This is a genomic window from Streptomyces sp. NPDC058663, assembly GCF_042716745.1.
GTDB lineage: Bacteria > Actinomycetota > Actinomycetes > Streptomycetales > Streptomycetaceae > Streptomyces.
The window spans coordinates 24,724-41,663 of record NZ_JBHXRV010000069.1 but is presented as its reverse complement, the minus strand read 5'-3'; the positions used below and the strand labels follow the sequence as shown (position 1 = coordinate 41,663).

Below are 16,940 nucleotides of genomic sequence, written 5' to 3'. Positions count from 1 at the left end.
CCACCCCAGGCCCTACATCTGGACCAAGACCGCGGACGAGATCCTCGAACGCCTCGCCTCATATCTGAACAGAATTCCTGACTCAGAAGACTAGGGACACTGGGATCGACCGGCTACTAGTTACCTGTGAGGTCCTTGCTGCGTTCCGTCAGGCCGACACAGCAGGGCGTGGGATCGCCGTGGAAGACCTGGCTGGCGTGTCAGGCGTGGGTGAGCGGCGGCGACGGGACGGGGCTGAGGGCGACAAGGGGCAGCCGACAGGGGGCGGTGGTGTGGTCGTGCCCGGCGGGGCTGTGACCGGCGAAGGGCTGGGGGTCCAAGACGCGATGGCTGTCGTCGACACTGAGGACACCCTTGTCGAAGACCTCGTGAGCCGTTGGCCGTGGGCGGTGTACCTGCCGTACGTCGACCGGAGAGGCGGTCGGATGCGTCCCGCACGCCGACCTCCTGATTGATATTGATGACGGCCTTTGAGCGTCTCTGTCGGGCGCCGTGACAGAGCTTGATCCGGGATCTTGGACGGCCCACGCGGATGCCTCTACCAGTAGGGGGACCACCCCGAGCTCGCGAACCTGAACAGCGCGCGCAGACGCGCGTCCGGTGCGATAGTCCTGCCAGGCCGGGTGCAGATAATTCCTGCGGCCTCTGCGGTCAAGGGGCGCAGGTTCAAACCCTGTCGTCCCGACCATCCAGAGACAGGTCGGAGGTCGTTCTCTTATCCATGAGAGGGCGCGCTTTCGAGTGCGGAACTCGGGGTATCTCACCCGGATATTCCTCAGGGGCTCGGAGGAAGCAGAGGCTCGTGCTCGTCCAGGGCGCCGTTGAGCAGGTCGCAGTGTGGAACGTCATCTGTCGCGAAGTTGTAGCGGGTGGTCAACAGCTCCTTGAACACCTGCGGGTTGGGGGTCGTCATGGCCGAGCCCAGTTTCCAGCGGCGTTGGGCGACGGCCAGCAGGGTCACGTCCATCTGTAGGCGCAGGCTGTCAGCGGTAAAGGCGTTTAGGGGCAGTGGGGTTGCATAATGGTTTTCCGGCGTTCGGAAGAAGCGGGTGGGATAGTCCCGGGGAATGCTGCCCGGGCTGGCCTGCTGCAGCCGTAGGTTAGCGGCGATGTTGGCCAGGGCCAGCAAGATCTGCCAGTCGAGCCATCCTTCGTTGCGCAGTTCTTCCAGTCCTGTGCGGGTGCCAGGATCGGCCAGTACACGGGGCAGTGTCTCACTGAGTACCTGGGGCAGGTCGGTGTAGTTGTCGCGGATCATGTCGAGTGCTCTAGTGCGGTCGTAGCCGGGTCCCGGTGTCGTGGGCCGGGCGAGTTGCGGGGCGGTGGGGGGCTGGAATGCCGTGTCCGACCACGGTCGCATGGCGGTTTGCCGCAGGGTGTCGTAGTGGTCCTCGGCCAGCAGACCGGCGGCTTCGTCGTAGGGGCGACCGCTGATCAGTTTGTGCAGGAGTCCGCGGGCGAATGTTGTCTTCACCAGGGACATGAACGCCTCGGTGGGCCTGGCGCTGAGGTGGGCCAGCAGGTGCACCACCGTGGTGGACAGTTCACGCTCGAAGGCTGTGTGGTCGGTCGAGGCGCTGTAGGGGCTGAGGATGACGGTGCAGTCGATGGCGTGATTGTTGGGCCCGAAGGTGACTCTGTCCCCTCCGCCCAGTGGTGTGCCCGTGATCACCCGGACCAGAATGTCCTGGGGGAAGAACAGAGGATCGTGCGGGGCGAGTTCCGCAAGCGAGATCTGCACCGCGGCGGTGAAACGCTCGGCTGCCAGGACGGTAGCGCGGGTGTTGTCGCACCGGATACGCCATGTCGTGCCCAGGGCTGCGAAGTTCATATCCCGGTGCGCTCCCACGTCCGAGAACGGTCTTCCGGTGAGCTGGTCGTCTGCGTTATGGATGAACTGCTGCTCTGTCTGCGTGAAGCTGGGCCGGATCAGCGGGAGGTGTTCGTCCAGGTCGGCCAGGTAGTCGGCATGGGCTAGCTCACGGAGGGTCGGCATGATCGCGGGGCGGAACCGCTCTGCGCTGAGCATCACCATGCTGGCGTGGAAGTCGAGTTGTTGGATGTAGCCGTGAGAGGGGTAGTCCTCGGGGGTTTCGGCGAACAGGTGGTGGGTCATGAAGGCGAGTCCGCCGAGAGCGAGGGCGTCGCCCCAGTGGCCCGCCGCGTGGGTATGAATCATGGCTTGGGTCAATGCGGCGGGCAGCAGGTCCTCATGTTCTTGGCCCGCGGGTGCGGCTGCGAGGGCGGCGGCGGTCAGCGCGTACTGCCGGGCGGCTTGCTGCAGGTTCAGGTCGCCGTAGATCTTCCCGATCATGCACATGGTGAGGAGCGCGCCGCGCAGGGTGTCGCCGTGCCACCAGTTGATTTTGACCTCGTGCAGTTCGTGCAGCGCGTCCAGCGGTCTGCCCGCGCGCACGAATGCCATCGCACGGTCCCGGCAGCGTGCGGCAACACTGCTGTCGCCTGCGAGGTCCGCCTGCGCGGCGTCCAGCGCGTCGCGGATCTTCTCGTAGCGTGGGTCTTCGGTGAGGGCGGGTGCGAAGATCTGGAACGTCTCGCTTACACCGCCGACCGGGAAGGCAGGGGCCTGCGGCAGCAGGTCGACCAGCTGTTCCAGACAGTCCATCGCCTCGGTGACGTCCACCGAGGGGTTGGCCGAGCTGACAGTGGGCACGATCTCACTCGCCCGCCGCAGCCGTGTCGTCTCCTGTGGGGTGGGCAGCGTCCCTGCGGCCGGGCGTGTGACCTGTGGCCAGCGCGGGTGCAGACACAGGCGGGCGGCCACGTCGAGGAGCGACGCCTTGCGTACCGGGTAGGCAGCGGCGTCAGTGGCCCCGATCAAGACAGCCACACGCTGCAGCAGGCGCAGGTCCAGCTCGCGCAGTTCCTCGGCGTTCGCCGTACCCAGGTGACGCAGCCAGGCGCCGCCCCAGTACAGCAGCAGTTGGCCCGCGTCATCCAGGAGCGCGACACGCTCCGAGGACAGGGCGGCGTCGATAACTGCCCGGATGTCCGCTTCGACACCGTCCAAGCTGTTCTTCCCGCGCAGCACGGCCAACACTCGTTCGTAGCGCGCCCGCAGAGCGAGCTCTCCGTCCCCAGCCTCGATGAATTCCCCGACGTAGCCGAGCCACTCGGGCAGGTCCACCCGCGCCTCGTCGTCGAAGGTCGCATGCCGCAAACCGTCCCGGACCTCGGATAGGGCTCCCGGCGTCAGACGCTTACCCGGCCGCTCCCGCAAAGCGGTCAAGGTGGAGCGGTACCAGTCCGGATGTGCCTCGGCCGGCTCGTCCGGGATCATCGCCGAGGGCAGATCCAGAAACCGCTGGGCGATCCAGACCAGGTCGCCCTGGGCGAGCATGTTGGCCACAGCCTGCCCGTCGAACACGTCCAGGGCGACGTCGTAGGTATCCCGCGCGTGTTGCTGCAACCGGTGCCGTGCCGCTACCGGGATTTCGTGCACCGCGAAGAAGGCCACCCTACGCACGGGTTCTCCTCGGCTGCAGATCGACTTCAGGTCGTCGCGGATCTTCCCGTCCAACGGCGGCTTCTGCACGGATGCCGCCAGGACCCATGGCTCCGTGGTGGCACGCCCGACGAACCCACCTGCCTCAGGCAGCTCGTGTGGCAGGTTTGTGTAGTACGACTCGGCATCACGTCCCTGGTCCCCGCCAGCACTCACCGGACCGGTAGCCGGCACGATGTTGCTGCTCAGTCGGCGCAGCGCAATCTGAAACACGATCTGCTCGAACACATGGTGCTCGTTGCGGCCCGCCAACTGCTCGAGCAGAAACTGGATATAGCGTTCGGTCTCAGGGAAAGTCGCCACACAAGGATTCTCTCCCACACCACTGACAACGGGCGTGCTGTCGGCGGGAACGTCGTGAGCCCCGATCTGCCGCGCGCGGCGGAGGAGCCGCCCACCCACGATCGGGCGGACAGACGTGATGCGTGACTGCGTCAGGGCCGACAGGGCCCGGCGGATGGGGCAGCTCGAAGTCGCGGCCGGAAAACCCACACACGGTTAGCGGACCTCTGCCCTCATTCTTCAGGAGCAGCGGTACGTCAGGACCCGCTATCCGCGCCTCAACCAGGGCGCCAGAGACGACGCAGGCCCAGCCGGACGGTTCCGGCTCGGCCCCCACCTCTCACACGCGTCTCACCAACTACAAAGACGCGCCTGGACCACAATGAGCTGAACTGGCCTTTTGCATCTCACCTGAACCACTCTGGACCCCACAAGACGCCATCTACAACCTGTGCCAGGTGGTACCCAATGAGGGACCCAGGACAAGGACAGGGGCGTTTTCCGGCCCGTCGAAGCGGTATTGCAGGGTGTTCATCGGTGTCTCACTCACCCGCGTGACCCTCTCATCTGTCACGCCGGCCCCTGTGAGCGGGGTAAGGGCCGGCACTGTTCGGCCAGGTGGAAGGCCTCTCGGGCCGCGTAGCGAGTAAGGCAGCGGACGATGCCGCGCCGGGTCCTGCTCTCCATGATGATCCGACGTTCATAGGAGTCCTTGGTGGGTTCCAAATCGTTCGAGTGGTGGGCCAATCCGCACAGCGGTCAGTTCCGAATGAGAGGTGTGAGGATCTCCCGAACGAACCTGGCCCGTGGCGCACTCGCCGCTCTCAGCGGCCTGCTCTCCGGCTACGCCGCACTCGCCGTGGCTGAGCTCGCCTCCGCTGCGGTACGGCCCGAAGCCGGGCCGATCACCGCGGTCGGTGGTGCGGCGATCGACCGCACCCCGGCGCCGGTGAAGGACTGGGCGATCCGTAACTTCGGGGAGGACGACAAGCTCGTTCTGCAACTGGGCATCCTGGCGACACTCGCCGTACTGGGGGTCTTGCTGGGACTGGTGGCGCTGCGCCATCCGCGTATCGGCGCTGCCGGGGTACTGGGGTTCGGTGTGGTGGGCGCGGCGGCGGCGATCAGCCGTCCCGACTCGACGGGGCTCGCGGACGGCGTGCCGTCCCTGGTGGGCACCGTTGTGGGCGCCGTACTGCTCTATGTGCTCATCGGCAGGCTCACCGCCCGGCGGCACGCGGCCGAGCAGGGCCAGGAGAGCGGCTGGGACCGGCGGGGGTTCCTGATCGCCGCATCGGCTGCGGCGGTCGCCTCCACGGGTGCGGGCGCTCTTGGCCGGACCCTGAACGGGCGACGGGCTCAGGACGCGGTGGCCTCACGCTCCGCGGTGCTGCTGCCTGAGCCCGCTTCGCCGGCGGCCGCGATCCCCTCCGGGGCCCAGCTGCGTGTTGCGGGGGTCAGTTCCTTCACGACCCCCAGTAAGACGTTCTACCGGGTGGACACGGCGTTGGTGGTTCCGAAGGTCGACGCCACCAGCTGGCGTCTGCGTATCCACGGCAAGGGCGTCAAGCGGCCCATGACTGTCACCTTCCAGGACCTGCTGGAACGGGAGTTGATCGAGCGGGACATCACGCTGACGTGTGTGTCCAACGAGGTCGGCGGTCCGTACGTGGGCAACGCGCGTTGGATCGGCGTACGGCTGGCGGACTTGCTGCGCGAAGCCGGCGTGAAGCCGCCGTCACGCGGTGGGCCGGCCGATCAGCTGGTGGCCCGCTCGGTGGACGGCATGACGCTCGGCACGCCGGTCGAGGAGGTCATGGACGGCCGTGACGCGATGCTCGCGGTCGGGATGAACGGCGAGCCGCTGTCCTTCGTCCACGGCTTCCCCGTCCGCATGCTGGTCCCCAGCCTGTACGGGTACGTCTCCGCCTGCAAGTGGATCGAAGACATCGAACTGACCACGTTCGACGACTACGACCCCTACTGGGTCAAGCGCAAGTGGGCCAAGAAGGCGCCGATCAAAACCCAGTCGCGCATCGACACACCCAAACCCTTCGCCCGTCCCAAGGCCGGCACTGTCATGGTCGCCGGTGTCGCATGGGCCCAGCACCGCGGCATCGAAAAGGTCGAAATCCGTATCGACGACGGACCCTGGCGTCCGGCCGACCTCGCCGCACAGCACACCGTCGACACCTGGCGCCAATGGTCCTTCCCCTGGAAGGCCACCCCCGGAGGCCACACCCTCACCGTCCGCGCGACCGACCGCACCGGCGAAGTCCAGACCGAGAAGCGAACGGGCACCGTCCCCGACGGCGCCAGCGGCTGGCACTCGGTCGTCGTCGCCGTCGACTGAAGCGCGGGCAGCCGCCCGGCCGCCCGGAACCCACAGACCCTTACTCCTTACGCAGAGTTACCACACAACCACTCAAGGAGAACCCAATGAACAGCCTCCGCTTCCGCCGCACTGCCATCGCCGTCGTCGCCGCAGCAGCACTCCCGCTCGGTCTGACCGCGTGCTCCGACGGCGGCTCCGACTCCGCGTCGGAGAGCTCCCCCACCTCGGCCGCTTCCACGCCGCAGGAGGCGCCCCCGACCGCTGACGCCACAGCGATGGCGGACAAGCCGTTCGGTCCGGGCTGCGCCTCGGTCCCGAAGGACGGCGCGGGCAGCTTCGACGGCATGGCACAGGACCCGGTCGCCACGGCCGCGTCGAACAACCCGGACCTGTCCACCCTCGTCACAGCAGTGAAGAAGGCCGGTCTGGTCGACACCCTCAACAACGCCCAGAACATCACAGTGTTCGCGCCGACCAACGACGCCTTCGCCAAGATCCCGAAGGCGGACCTGGACAAGGTCCTCAACGACAAGGCCATGCTCACCAAGATCCTCACCTACCACGTCGTCGGTGAGAAGCTCACCCCCCAGCAGCTCGGGAGCGGCTCCTACGACACGCTCCAGAAGAGCAAGCTGACCACCTCGGGCTCCGGTGAGTCGTACAAGATCAATGACTCGGCAAGCGTCGTCTGCGGCAACGTGCCCACGGCCAACGCCACCGTCTACATCATCGACACCGTCCTGATGCCCAAGTAGCCGCAGACTCCGGGCCGGCCCAGCAGCGCGACTCCCGGCCGGCCCGGAGTTGCGCTGCTTCCGCGATACCCGAAGGACCGCTGCGCAGCCCGCACCAGGGGCTGCGCAGCGGTCTTGCTGTACGTCAGGACGGCCGACAGGCTGCTCGCGGTACCTCACCGAGGTCACCACTGCGACCAGCAGACGTCTCGTGTCGTCACCGCGGCCGGCGGACATCACGTACGGGAGGACGGCCACCGCCGTGAAGGCGAGTCCCGGGCGACGTCCACCAGCCGGTGGGATCCCCTGACTGCGGCCAGGACGAAGACGATGAGCATGACGGCAAATGCGGCACCGGCAGCCTCGGTGGCGGTCATCGAGGGGATGAGTCCGCCGGGGAAGATGTACTTGCTGATCCAGGTGTGGTTCCGGCCGATGGCCAGCATCCGCTCGTGTGGCATCGTGATCGCCCTCGCCACCGCGTCGTACGTGCCGCGGACATGGCGGTAGTCGCACAGGTCCACCGCCACCCGGTCTGCCATCCCCGCCTCCCGGATCCGGCTCGGTGGCAGTTGACGCTGCTCGGCAGGAGGGGGCCGCGTGCTCCCGCGTACTCCAGCCCACAGCCCCCGCACCGCACCGCACCGCACCGCACCGACATCCTCACGCCGGAGTCCTGCGTCGCGGCCCGAGCTCGGCGAACAGGCGCAGCAGCATCGGGCAGGTCCGCTCGTTGTGCACGATGAATTCGCTCTCGACGCAAAGCGGCCGTCCATCGGCTGTGCACAGCTCGAGCGTGGCGCTGTCAGCGGGAGGGAGCCGGGCCGCCGCCGGGGGATTCAGGCTTGACTTCCAGTTCCGCCCATACGGTGTGCCCGTGGCTGGTGCGGTCGTTGCCCCAGGAGGACGCGAGAGCGTCGACGATGAGCAGACCGCGTCCACCTTCCGTCAGCGAGCTCGACGGGTGGCGCCAGCGGGCACGTAGGAGACCGATGTCGGTGCCTGCCCCGGCGTCGGCGACCTCCAGCCGCACGTACCGACGACCGCCCTGTTGAGGCTGAGGCATCAGCCACATGCAGACACTCCACGAGGGCTTGCCGTGGCGGACAGCGTTGGCCAGCAGCTCCGTCACGACCAACAGCGCGTCCTCGGTGAGGCTCTGCAGGCCCCAGTGGGCCAGATGCATGCGGATCACGGCTCTGACGCCGGCAACAGCACACGTCGCTGAAACCGCCTCGCTATGCCCGGCCCGGAAGGGGGCCGGAACAGCAACAACGATGCGCATACCTGTGATTCGTCACCGGCGCACTTCTGGATGGGTGCTCCCGCCGGGAGCTTCGTCGTCCGGGGATCACATCTTGGGCATGAGGACGGAGTCGACGATGTGGACGGTGGCGTTGGCGGTGGGGACGTTGCCGCAGACGACGGACGCGGAGTCGTTGACCTTGTACGACATGCCCGAGCCGGCCGTGGTGAGTGTGCTCTTCTCCAGCGTCGCGTAGGTGCCGCTCTCCAGCTTTTCGGGGGCGAGCTTCTGGCCTACGACGTGGTAGGTGAGGATTTTGGTGAGCGTCGCCTTGTCGGCAAGGACCTTGTCGAGGTCTGCCTTCGGGATCTTGGCGAAGGCGTCGTTGGTGGGCGCGAACACCGTGATGTTCTCAGCGTTGTTGAGCGTGTCGACCAGACCGGCCTTCTTCACCGCGGTGACGAGAGTGGACAGGGCGGGGTTGTTGGACGCCGCGGTGGCGACGGGGTCCTGGGCCATGCCGTCGAAGCTTCCGGCGCCTTCCGTGGGCACCGAAGCACACCCCGGGCCGAACGGTCCCGACACCTGAGCGGCCTGGCCCTCGCCATCCTGGTCCGCGCTTCCCTTTCCGGCTGAGGAGGTGGAGCTCTTGCCGCTGCTGCTGTCGTCCATGCCGCAGGCCGTAAGTGCGAGAGGCAGGGCGGCCGCGGCGATGACAACGGCAAGGGTGCGACGCGAGCGGGTGCTGAACATGAAGAGTGCTCCTTGAGTGGGCTACTGGCCGGCGGGCGGCGCCGGCAAGTGAGGACTGCCAGGTAGGTACGGCCTCGCAGTCCGCTTCTACTGCTTTCGAGGCCGTACCGCTTACCTCACACCCCTCATTCGCCACCGGAGCCGAGGCGGATTGGTCGCAAAGGAAAGCATTTACCGGGCGCACAAGAAGTCGTCCGGCGAACCCATCCGCGACGCCCACGGCTACGAATCAACCGAAAGGGCAATAACCACCGGAGAACTGCGGAAGGGTGGCTTTCGCTCACCCGTATCGCTGGAAAGGCTGGATATGGGCGGCCCATCGCACCGAGCCTCACCCCGCTGGGTTCGCGCGTCCGAGAGGTGTGTGGTGAAAGAGGTCCCGCGTATCGGAGGCGTCTCGCAGCGCAGGCCGGAACTGTCCGATGCCGTAGCTCGCGTCGCCCACGGCGACCAGGAAACCTTCGCCACCCTCTACGGCTCGATCGCCGGCCCGGTCTACGGGCTGGCACTCGAAGTGCTGCGCGATCCGGCCCGGCCCCTCGCCCACTACCAGGGCCACACCTGCCAGGAGGTGGCCGCCTCGCTGCCGGCGCCACTGGGAACAGTCCATACCCGTCTGCGTGACGGCCTGATCCGCCCTCGAGACTGCGTGGGAGTAAACGCATGAGCGACGAACGCGTACACGTCCTCACTGGCGCCTACGCCCTGAACGCGGTGGCGGACAACGAGAGCGAGACGGTCGAACGCCACGTGCGGCAGTGCGGGGCATGCGCCCAAGAAGTACAGGACCTGACCGCCACCGCGGCCCGCCTGGGAGCAGCCGTCGCCACCGCCACCCCACTCGCAATGAAGAGACAACTCGTCGCCCGCATCCAGACAGTGCGTCAGCTGCCCCCGCAGGTGACGGCTGCCGATGTCGTACGCCGTCCGAGGGCCGGCCGCGCGCGGCAGATGCCCCGTCTCGTCCTGGCCGCCTGCGTGGCAGGGGCTACCGCGTTCGGAGGGGTGGCGGCCTGGCAGTTCCTGGAGGTGCAGCAGTCCGCACAGCTCGCCCAGCAGGCCAGAGCGGAGACCGCAGACATCACACGGGTACTGGCAGCCTCCGACGCCCGCAGTGTCTCCGGCAACCTCAAGGGGGGTGCGCGGGCCACCGTGATCGTCTCCCGCAGCCAGAACAGCGCCGTCTTCCTGGCGTCCCGCCTGCCGGAACTGCCCGATGACAAGACCTACCAGCTGTGGTTCGACGACGGCGGCACGATGAGGCCCGCCGGCCTCATGCGGCAGGACGGTGGCCTGGTGATGAAGGGAGAAGTAGGCAGGGCCACCGGCATGGGCATCACCGTAGAACCCGTCGGCGGCTCGTCCCGGCCCACCACCACACCCCTGACAATCATGACGCTTCCGTCTTGATCCGTCCCCCGTGAGTTGGGGATCCAGACAAACGCAACTTCCGGGCGGCGTTTACTGCCCTCTTCGCGAGTGAACAATTCTGCGCAGGAACCGACTGTGCGACGAATCCAATGCACAGGAGGCACCCCCGCCGGATCCGCGGCCTATCCGGATCCGCCGGGTCAGGGAGTGTCTTCTTCTTGGCGGAGCCACCTTGCGGAATATCCCCCTCGCTTTCCGGAGGAACGTCACTCCCTGCCCAGATTTCATTCGAGGCGGCGTCGCCTTCGGCGGGAGCCGAGGAGCAGTGTGGCGGTCACGATGGTGAGTGCTTGGGCGCCTGCGGCGAGTTTTTTGTCGCTGGACCAGACGGGTTCGTACATGTTCGGGAGCGGTCCGATTGCCCCGACATCGACGTAGCGGTAGAGGAGCAGGGCGGCCAGCCCTCCTGCGGCCACCAGCCATGCAAAGGCGTCCCCCGGCAGACGCCGCCATACCAGGACAAGCAGAGCTGCAAGTGCCGCGAGGGCGGCTTCGATCCGGAACAGGACACCCTGGCTGATGGTGTCTCCGACGGCGTCGTACTGGTCCGCGAGGCGCGCGTGCACGTAGGCGTTCACCACGAGCCCGGCGGCGGCCAGGATGCGGGCCACGCCCAGGAGCAGCCGGTGCGCCGGACGGTCGGACGGCGGGGGTTCGAGGGACATGCGTTTCCCTTCCCGGCCCGGGCTGGGTACGGGCCTCAGAGCTGCACGGGCATCCGGGGTCAGCGGACCGTGAGTGAGCCCTTCATGTACTGGTGGATGGTGCAGATGTACGCGTACTTTCCTGCGCGGGACGGCGCGGTGAAGGTGGCTGTCTTCCCCGCGGGGATGTTGCCGGTGTCGAAGGGCTTGTCGCCGCCGGCGGTCACCGTGTGAGGGGCCGAGTCCTCGTTGACGACGGTGACCTTCGTACCTGCGGCGACCGTCAGGTTGGCAGGTTCGAACGCGAAGTCCTTGATCGTGATCTTGGCTTCCTTGCCGCCCGATGGCGAGGGGGCGCGTGCGGATGACGATGCGGACGCGGAGGGCGGCGTGTACGGATCAGAACTTTCGCCGTCCGAGCATCCCGTGAGGGCCGTCAGCATGCACAGCGCTGCGGCGGCAGCGGTGATGACCGTGTGCGGTCTGCGAGGGCGCAGCGACATCATTTCTCCGAAGGATTCGTGGCGTGCCGGCCGCTGGGCCAGGTGCGCATCGCCCCTGGCCCAGGGTGGGTCAGACAGTCAACAGGCTGGTGCCGGCGGCTTTGTCGGTGCCGATGAAATCGTCGGGCACCGGGTACTGGCCGAGCACGTAGTGCAGGATCGCCGAGTGCATGGCCTCGACCGGGGCGATGGTCGCAGCCGTGTTGATCCCGCCCTTGCTCTCGACGTTGGACGCCGCGAACACATACGTCTGGGTGGCCTGGTCCTCCAGCTGGAGAGCGAGCTTGGCCACTCCGGGGACGTCCTTGACCTTGCCGAGTGCCGTGGTGACGTCGTCGTGGTTGGACAGCGGGATACCGGAGACCTTCGGTTTGCCCGCGGAGGACAGGATCGCGTTCCACGCGGCGGCGTGATCCTTGTGCTGGCTCATCGCGGTCTGCGCGAAGGTCGCGAAGGCCGGCGGTACGTCGCCCAGCTTGCCGTCCTTGGCCGCCTTGAGAGCGGCCTGGTAGGCGCCGACGGCCTGGTTCTCCAGAGCGGCCGCCAGGGCGACCACCTTCAGGTCCCCGGTGTAGGTGCCCGACGGCGACTTCGAGGGAGCGCCGGTGGGGGCGGCGCGTACCTCGGACTTGCCGCCGCAGGCGGCCAGCGCCAGCGTTGCGGCGGCCGCGCCGGCACCGACCAGGAACCGGCGGCGCGCGAGGTGTACGCCCTGCTGCCGGCCGTCGTCGGGGCCTGCGGCGCGCAGGTCGTGGAGTTCCTGCGTGAAGTCGCGCCCGGAAGCGGCCATCACGGGCAGGGTCTCCTGGTGGGCCTGGTCCATCTCCCTGGTCAGCCGGGTCAGCTCACCCTCGCTGATCGGCAGCTCCCAGGAGCCGTGCTTGCTGGTGGTCATTTCACTGCCCCTTCACTGACCGGCGAGGCGCTCTTGGTGGGGTAGAAGGCGTCAGGGAACCCGACGCTGCCCGCGGCGGCCGGGAGCTTGGCGACGTCGGTGGGGATCGCGATGAGGTCGGGCAGCTTCCCGGCCAGCAGGGCCTGCACGGCCAGCAGGGTGGCCCGGTGCTGTGCTTCCACGGGGGCCACAGAGGCGAACAGCTGCCGCAGGTTCCTGTCCTCGACCTGGCCGATGTTCTTCGTGTAGGTCTGCGCGGCCACGTCTTCCAGGGTGATGGCCAGTTCGACCACGTCCGCGGGAGTCTTGATCGACGGCAGCTGCTTCTGGACGATGGCGGCGTACTTCGGGTCCGGGTCGTTCTGGGCCTTGCCGCCCGCCTTCGTCGCGGCGGCGTTGAACGCCTTGCCGTGCTCGATGTGCTGCGCCGTCGTCTTCTCGATGAACGCCATCACTGTCTTGTTGCCGTCCTTGATGAACGGCAGCCCGGCGGCAGTCCGGTAGACGTTCACCGCCAGGTTCTCCAGCGAGGCGGCGGTCTGCAGCGCCATGATGTCGTTGCGGGAAGCAGCCGCCGCACGGCCGGCCCCCAGCAGGGCCGCTGCCCCCGCTGTCCCCAGGACAGTGGCGCGACGCTGCCACCAGCGTCTGCCCGCAGGCTCCGCGGCCTCCGCGAAGTCGGTAAGCGAGGCGTTTGTCACTCGCAACGCGTCACTGTTCAGATCCTGCGACTGCTCGGTCAGTTCTCTGAGCAGTGCGGTGTCGATGTGGTCCGTACCCATCGCATCCCATCTCCTTGGCCGCGCCGGACAGCGCAGGCATCGGACCCATATTTGAGGAAGGACCGGAAGAGTGCCCTCCGGATACCGCTCAATGGTCTGCCTGTACACCCGAACGAGACACCTCCTCTCGCGACCGGTACACCCTGGTTACGGACAGGGGGCGCCAACGTGGGGTTCCCAGATCGGTGAACGTGAAGGCGAATGCAGTCCCCTCTCGACGTTCGAGGCTGCTGCGGCCGCCGGGCGCAGAGCGCCCGCTCCGTACAGCGCGGCAGGCCCGGTGGCCGAGTCCAGCTGGCCGACCACGAGTGTTGCCGCCCTCGCCGGGCGTGACGGTGTCCGTGTACCAGCCGACACAGTCCGGGTCGCCGGCATAGCCACGGAGCGGTCCTGTCCTGGCGTCCTGTCTCCGGTGGGGCCCGGGGCGGCGGCGAGGTGCACAGGAGGGTGACGGGCGGGATGGCCACGACGGCGCGATGACAGGCATCCGACGGGCCCCCAAGTCGCTCGCCGTCCACGGCGGCCGCCTCAGCGCGGTCCGCCGACAGCGGTTCCTCAGGTGATGCGCAGGGCCAGGGCGAGGGTGTCGTCGGAGTGGAGGACGACGGTGTGCATGTCGGCGGCGATGGCGGCCGGGATGTCCCGCACGGGAAGGTGGGCGTGTCGGCGGGCCGAGGCGATGAGCCGGAGTTCGCCTTCCACGGGGTTGCGGCGGCTCTCGGTGAGGCCGTCCGTGTAGAGGATGAGAAGGTCGCCGGGGGCCAGGATTTCGTGGCGGAGGTCTTCGCTGCCGGGCAGCGGGAAGCCCACGCCCCGGCCCGGTGCGGGCAGGAACTGCGCGGTGTGGCCGTCGGCGCGCAGCAGGAGTGCGGGCGGGTGGCCGCCGCCCGCGAGGTGGAGGGCTCCGGTGTGCGGGTCGAGGCGGGCGAGGAGGGCGGTTGCCTGCATCTCTGCTGCGATGGGGGTGAGTTGGTGGTGGGTGCGGGCGATGAGGGTCTGGAGCGGGTGGCCTTCGAGGGCGAGGGCACGCACGGCGTGGGTGACGGAGAGGGCGGTGCGGGTGCTCCTGATGCCGTGGCCGAGGGCGTCGACGACGGTGATGTGGAGGGTGCCGTCAGGCATGGCGAACCAGTCGTAGAGGTCACCTCCGGTGGGTGCCGCCGGGTCCGACGGGGCGTAGTACACGGCGAGTTCCGCCCCCGGGATGTGGGGGGCAGCGGGACGCAGGGCGTTCTCCAGGTCGAGGAGCATCCTCCCGTGCGCGGTGCGGAGCTGCTCCTCGCGCTCTTCGAGTTGTACGTAGAGGGCGAGTACGCCGCCGTTGGTTTCGGCGAGTTCGTGCTTGAGGTCCCGGTGCTGGACGGTGAGTGCGTCGACGCGGGCGAGGGCGGCCAGCAGTTCCCTCTCGTATGCCTCGGTGTCGGAGAGCGCGCAGTCGTCGGCGGTGGGGGGCGCGGACGGCCGGGCGTCGGCGTCGCGCGGGAGGGGGACGAGCCAGGTGACGGAGTGCCGGGTTTCGTACGCGGGCGGAAGCAGGGATGCCTCCGGGGCCCGGTGTCCTTGGGTCAGCGCGCCCAGGGTGAGGACCAGGTAGTGCTCGGGCAGGTGTACGGGGGTTTCCGCGTCGGCGCCGGTGTGCAGAGTGACGGGGAATCCGGCGTGCAGGGTGTCCGCCGCCAGGCGTGAGACGGACAGCACGAGTCGGGTGACGAGTTCGGCCGGCAACCGGTGGTCCCGGGTGAGGCGGCGGACTTCCTGGCGCAACGACGGCGCGGAGTGGAAGACGCCGCTCGGGGAATCGTGCATTGCATCCTGACGGGGACGGGGCGAAGTGGGTGCGGTTCTGGGCAGGGTGCTGCGCCGGCGCAGGCCATGGCACCGGCGGGCAGGAGCGCAGCCGTGGCACCGGCGGGCGGGAGTGCACCCGTGAGGCCGGGCCGGTCAGACGGGCGCCCATCGGGTGGTGAGGACGGTGGTGCCCTCCCCCGGCGTGCTGTGTACGTCGAAGTCGCTCATGAGGCGGCGGGTGCCACCGAGGCCGTGGCCCAGCCCCGTGCCCGTGGTGTAGCCGTCGACGAGTGCCGCTTCGATGTCGGGGATGCCGGGGCCGTGGTCGGCCACGGTGAGCCGGACACCCCGCTCGCCGGGCCGGCGCAGGACTTCCACGTGGAGGTGGCCGCCGTGGCCGTGCACGAAGGCGTTGCGGGCAAGTTCGCTGGCGGCCGTCACCACGCGGGTCTGGTCCACCAGGCCGAATCCGGCCGTGAGGGTGGCTGCGCGCACGACGTGCCGGACCGTCAGGAGGTCCTCCTCAGTGCGCAGTGCCACGCCGGGGACGGAGTCCGGCCCGGATTCTCCGGCAGGAATCTGCGGCGCGGGTATCCGCAGGCTGCCGACGGGTTGGCTCATGAAGGGCGCCTTCCGTCACAGGGCGCGTCCTGGTACCAGCCGAGCGCGGCCATGGCCTGTTCCGCGTTCAGTGCCGTGCGTACGCCGTCGAGACGTACACCCAGTTCGACCAGGGTGATCGCCACGGCGGGACGCATGCCGGAGACGATCACGCAGGCGCCGAGCAGACGTGCGGTGGTGGTGAGTTCCATGAGCGCGCGGGCCACGAACGAGTCGATGAGGTCCAGCCGGGAGATGTCGATGAGGACGCCCCGGGTGGCGGAGGCGACGATGTGCGCCGTCAGCTCGTCGGTGAAGGTGCGCACGGTGGCGTCGTCGACCTCGTCGAGCAGTGCGGTGACCAGGACGTCGCCGAAACGCAGGAACGGTGCTCCGGCCGAAGGGAGCCGGGCCGCGGCCGGTGGGGCCAAGGAGGCTTGGGAGGCGCTGGGGGCGGGTCCGGGGGCCGTCACAAGGAGACCGTCGTCGCGGGGTTCCTGCTGTCGAAGGGCAGTGCCCCCGGGGCTGGGGCGCCCGCGGTGCTGTGCCTGCCGGCGGAGGTCAGCCGGATGGCTTCGGAGAGGGCGTCCGCGAGGGTGGTTCGGGTGAGGATCGTCCCCAGGTCGATCCCGAGCTGGGCGATCGTCTGCGCTATGGAGGGCCGGATTCCGCTGATGACGCAGTCGGCGCCCATGAGCCGCACCGCGTTGACGGTCTGCATCAGGTGGTGCGCGACGGCGGTGTCGACGGTGGGGACGCCGGTGATGTCCACGATGGCGACCATGGCCTCGCTGCGCTGGATGGCGTCGAGGAGGTTCTCCATGACCACCTGGGTGCGCGCGGTGTCGAGCGTACCGATGAGCGGTACCGCCAGCACCTTGTCCCACAGCCGTACCACCGGTGTCGACAGTTCCAGCAGTTGGCGGCTCTGCCTGCGGATGATCTCCTCGCGGCCCTCCGCGTAGGTGGCGAACGACAGGGCTCCGGCCGCGTCCAGGAGCTGGTTGACCAGCAGTGCCGTGGGGAACAGTTCCTGCGCGTCCTGGGTTTCGGCCTGGACGGCCTCCAGCAGTGCCTCCTTCAGGGAGAGCACGGCCAGGGAGGTGGACGTGGGAGTGGCGCCTGCCCGGGCCCTGCGCAGCGAGAGGTCGCTCACCGCTCCGGCGAGCTCACGGTGGGCGGCAACCACGCTCGCGGTCGGCAGGGGGCTCTGGAGTCCGCCGACGAGTGCGGCGACCAGACTGTCCGCCTCTTCGCGCAGCTCGCGCTCGGAGACCAGGGCATCGAGCTCGCCCTGCTGCTGAAGCTGCACCCAGCGGTCGGCTACCTTCTCGGCATGGTCCCGCAGGACCTCTGTGACCCGACGCCGTACGTCCTCGTCGCTGATGTCCATTCAGCTCCCCTTCCCTCGCTCCGTGTTC

The 16,940-nt window shown here is 68.3% G+C and carries 16 protein-coding genes and 2 pseudogenes; 4 read left to right on the top strand and 14 right to left on the bottom strand.

Annotation, left to right across the window (positions count from 1 at the left end; translation table 11 throughout):
- Positions 1–775 precede the first annotated feature (775 nt).
- Complete coding sequence (locus ACFWVV_RS34620) at positions 776–3,829, bottom strand: hypothetical protein (protein WP_384357137.1); 3,054 nt, start codon at positions 3,827–3,829, stop codon at positions 776–778.
- A gap of 430 nt (positions 3,830–4,259) precedes the next feature.
- Positions 4,260–4,358, bottom strand: a pseudogene (locus ACFWVV_RS34615) (3-oxoadipate enol-lactone hydrolase); the annotation flags it as partial.
- 219 nt (positions 4,359–4,577) lie between these two features.
- On the opposite strand from ACFWVV_RS34615, the gene ACFWVV_RS34610 reads away from it, so the two are divergent.
- Positions 4,578–6,161 carry a molybdopterin-dependent oxidoreductase gene (locus tag ACFWVV_RS34610; RefSeq protein ID WP_384357139.1) on the top strand — a complete coding sequence of 528 codons (1,584 nt, stop codon included), beginning with the start codon at positions 4,578–4,580 and terminating at the stop codon, positions 6,159–6,161.
- A gap of 86 nt (positions 6,162–6,247) precedes the next feature.
- The gene (locus ACFWVV_RS34605) at positions 6,248–6,898 is read left to right on the top strand and encodes a fasciclin domain-containing protein (RefSeq protein ID WP_384357141.1); all 651 of its coding nucleotides are present in this window, start codon (positions 6,248–6,250) and stop codon (positions 6,896–6,898) included.
- Between the two features lie 215 nt (positions 6,899–7,113).
- Here the strand turns inward: ACFWVV_RS34605 and ACFWVV_RS34600 are convergent, their stop codons facing one another.
- The 4 genes and pseudogenes from ACFWVV_RS34600 to ACFWVV_RS34585 form a co-directional block, all read right to left on the bottom strand.
- A complete protein-coding gene (locus ACFWVV_RS34600) occupies positions 7,114–7,419 on the bottom strand; it encodes a hypothetical protein (protein ID WP_384357199.1) in 306 nt (101 codons plus the stop codon).
- 50 nt (positions 7,420–7,469) lie between these two features.
- Positions 7,470–7,675: pseudogene (locus ACFWVV_RS34595) on the bottom strand (amine oxidase); the annotation flags it as partial.
- Positions 7,676–7,682: 7 nt separating this feature from the next.
- Positions 7,683–8,162 (bottom strand): ATP-binding protein, encoded by a 480-nt coding sequence (locus tag ACFWVV_RS34590; protein WP_384357143.1) that lies wholly within the window; start codon positions 8,160–8,162, stop codon positions 7,683–7,685.
- Between the two features lie 66 nt (positions 8,163–8,228).
- Positions 8,229–8,876, bottom strand: a complete 648-nt coding sequence (locus ACFWVV_RS34585) for a fasciclin domain-containing protein (protein WP_384357145.1) — start codon at positions 8,874–8,876, stop codon at positions 8,229–8,231.
- 367 nt (positions 8,877–9,243) lie between these two features.
- On the opposite strand from ACFWVV_RS34585, the gene ACFWVV_RS34580 reads away from it, so the two are divergent.
- Together ACFWVV_RS34580 and ACFWVV_RS34575 are read left to right on the top strand one after the other, a co-directional pair.
- Entirely contained in the window at positions 9,244–9,543 is a 300-nt protein-coding gene (locus ACFWVV_RS34580; protein WP_384357147.1) for a hypothetical protein, read from the top strand.
- The gene (locus ACFWVV_RS34575) at positions 9,540–10,286 is read left to right on the top strand and encodes an anti-sigma factor domain-containing protein (RefSeq protein ID WP_384357148.1); all 747 of its coding nucleotides are present in this window, start codon (positions 9,540–9,542) and stop codon (positions 10,284–10,286) included. The genes ACFWVV_RS34580 and ACFWVV_RS34575 overlap by 4 nt, the downstream gene beginning before the upstream one ends.
- A gap of 245 nt (positions 10,287–10,531) precedes the next feature.
- Here ACFWVV_RS34575 and ACFWVV_RS34570 read toward each other — a convergent pair whose 3' ends face one another.
- From ACFWVV_RS34570 to ACFWVV_RS34535, 8 genes are all read right to left on the bottom strand, one after another.
- Positions 10,532–10,972: a hypothetical protein gene (locus ACFWVV_RS34570; RefSeq protein WP_384357150.1), complete on the bottom strand. Its 441-nt coding sequence runs from the start codon at positions 10,970–10,972 to the stop codon at positions 10,532–10,534.
- A gap of 59 nt (positions 10,973–11,031) precedes the next feature.
- Entirely contained in the window at positions 11,032–11,454 is a 423-nt protein-coding gene (locus ACFWVV_RS34565; protein WP_384357152.1) for a cupredoxin domain-containing protein, read from the bottom strand.
- A gap of 70 nt (positions 11,455–11,524) precedes the next feature.
- Complete coding sequence (locus ACFWVV_RS34560; protein WP_384357154.1) at positions 11,525–12,349, bottom strand: ferritin-like domain-containing protein; 825 nt, start codon at positions 12,347–12,349, stop codon at positions 11,525–11,527.
- Positions 12,346–13,131, bottom strand: a complete 786-nt coding sequence (locus ACFWVV_RS34555; protein WP_384357156.1) for a ferritin-like domain-containing protein — start codon at positions 13,129–13,131, stop codon at positions 12,346–12,348. The genes ACFWVV_RS34560 and ACFWVV_RS34555 overlap by 4 nt, the downstream gene beginning before the upstream one ends.
- A gap of 555 nt (positions 13,132–13,686) precedes the next feature.
- Entirely contained in the window at positions 13,687–14,937 is a 1,251-nt protein-coding gene (locus ACFWVV_RS34550) for a PP2C family protein-serine/threonine phosphatase (RefSeq protein WP_384357158.1), read from the bottom strand.
- 135 nt (positions 14,938–15,072) lie between these two features.
- Entirely contained in the window at positions 15,073–15,540 is a 468-nt protein-coding gene (locus tag ACFWVV_RS34545; protein WP_384357160.1) for an ATP-binding protein, read from the bottom strand.
- Entirely contained in the window at positions 15,537–15,950 is a 414-nt protein-coding gene (locus ACFWVV_RS34540; RefSeq protein WP_384357162.1) for an STAS domain-containing protein, read from the bottom strand. The genes ACFWVV_RS34545 and ACFWVV_RS34540 overlap by 4 nt, the downstream gene beginning before the upstream one ends.
- A gap of 38 nt (positions 15,951–15,988) precedes the next feature.
- A complete protein-coding gene (locus tag ACFWVV_RS34535) occupies positions 15,989–16,912 on the bottom strand; it encodes an STAS domain-containing protein (RefSeq protein WP_384357164.1) in 924 nt (307 codons plus the stop codon).
- Positions 16,913–16,940 lie beyond the last annotated feature (28 nt).

Excerpts from the sequence above, each read along its gene's own strand:
- ACFWVV_RS34610 (WP_384357139.1), top strand. The coding sequence starts at position 4,578 with ATGAGAGGTGTGAGGATCTCCCGAACGAACCTGGCCCGTGGCGCACTC.
- ACFWVV_RS34605 (WP_384357141.1), top strand. The coding sequence starts at position 6,248 with ATGAACAGCCTCCGCTTCCGCCGCACTGCCATCGCCGTCGTCGCCGCA.
- ACFWVV_RS34600 (WP_384357199.1), bottom strand. The coding sequence starts at position 7,419 with ATGGCAGACCGGGTGGCGGTGGACCTGTGCGACTACCGCCATGTCCGC.
- ACFWVV_RS34590 (WP_384357143.1), bottom strand. The coding sequence starts at position 8,162 with ATGCGCATCGTTGTTGCTGTTCCGGCCCCCTTCCGGGCCGGGCATAGC.
- ACFWVV_RS34585 (WP_384357145.1), bottom strand. The coding sequence starts at position 8,876 with ATGTTCAGCACCCGCTCGCGTCGCACCCTTGCCGTTGTCATCGCCGCG.
- ACFWVV_RS34575 (WP_384357148.1), top strand. The coding sequence starts at position 9,540 with ATGAGCGACGAACGCGTACACGTCCTCACTGGCGCCTACGCCCTGAAC.
- ACFWVV_RS34570 (WP_384357150.1), bottom strand. The coding sequence starts at position 10,972 with ATGTCCCTCGAACCCCCGCCGTCCGACCGTCCGGCGCACCGGCTGCTC.
- ACFWVV_RS34565 (WP_384357152.1), bottom strand. The coding sequence starts at position 11,454 with ATGTCGCTGCGCCCTCGCAGACCGCACACGGTCATCACCGCTGCCGCC.
- ACFWVV_RS34560 (WP_384357154.1), bottom strand. The coding sequence starts at position 12,349 with ATGACCACCAGCAAGCACGGCTCCTGGGAGCTGCCGATCAGCGAGGGT.
- ACFWVV_RS34555 (WP_384357156.1), bottom strand. The coding sequence starts at position 13,131 with ATGGGTACGGACCACATCGACACCGCACTGCTCAGAGAACTGACCGAG.
- ACFWVV_RS34550 (WP_384357158.1), bottom strand. The coding sequence starts at position 14,937 with ATGCACGATTCCCCGAGCGGCGTCTTCCACTCCGCGCCGTCGTTGCGC.
- ACFWVV_RS34545 (WP_384357160.1), bottom strand. The coding sequence starts at position 15,540 with ATGAGCCAACCCGTCGGCAGCCTGCGGATACCCGCGCCGCAGATTCCT.
- ACFWVV_RS34535 (WP_384357164.1), bottom strand. The coding sequence starts at position 16,912 with ATGGACATCAGCGACGAGGACGTACGGCGTCGGGTCACAGAGGTCCTG.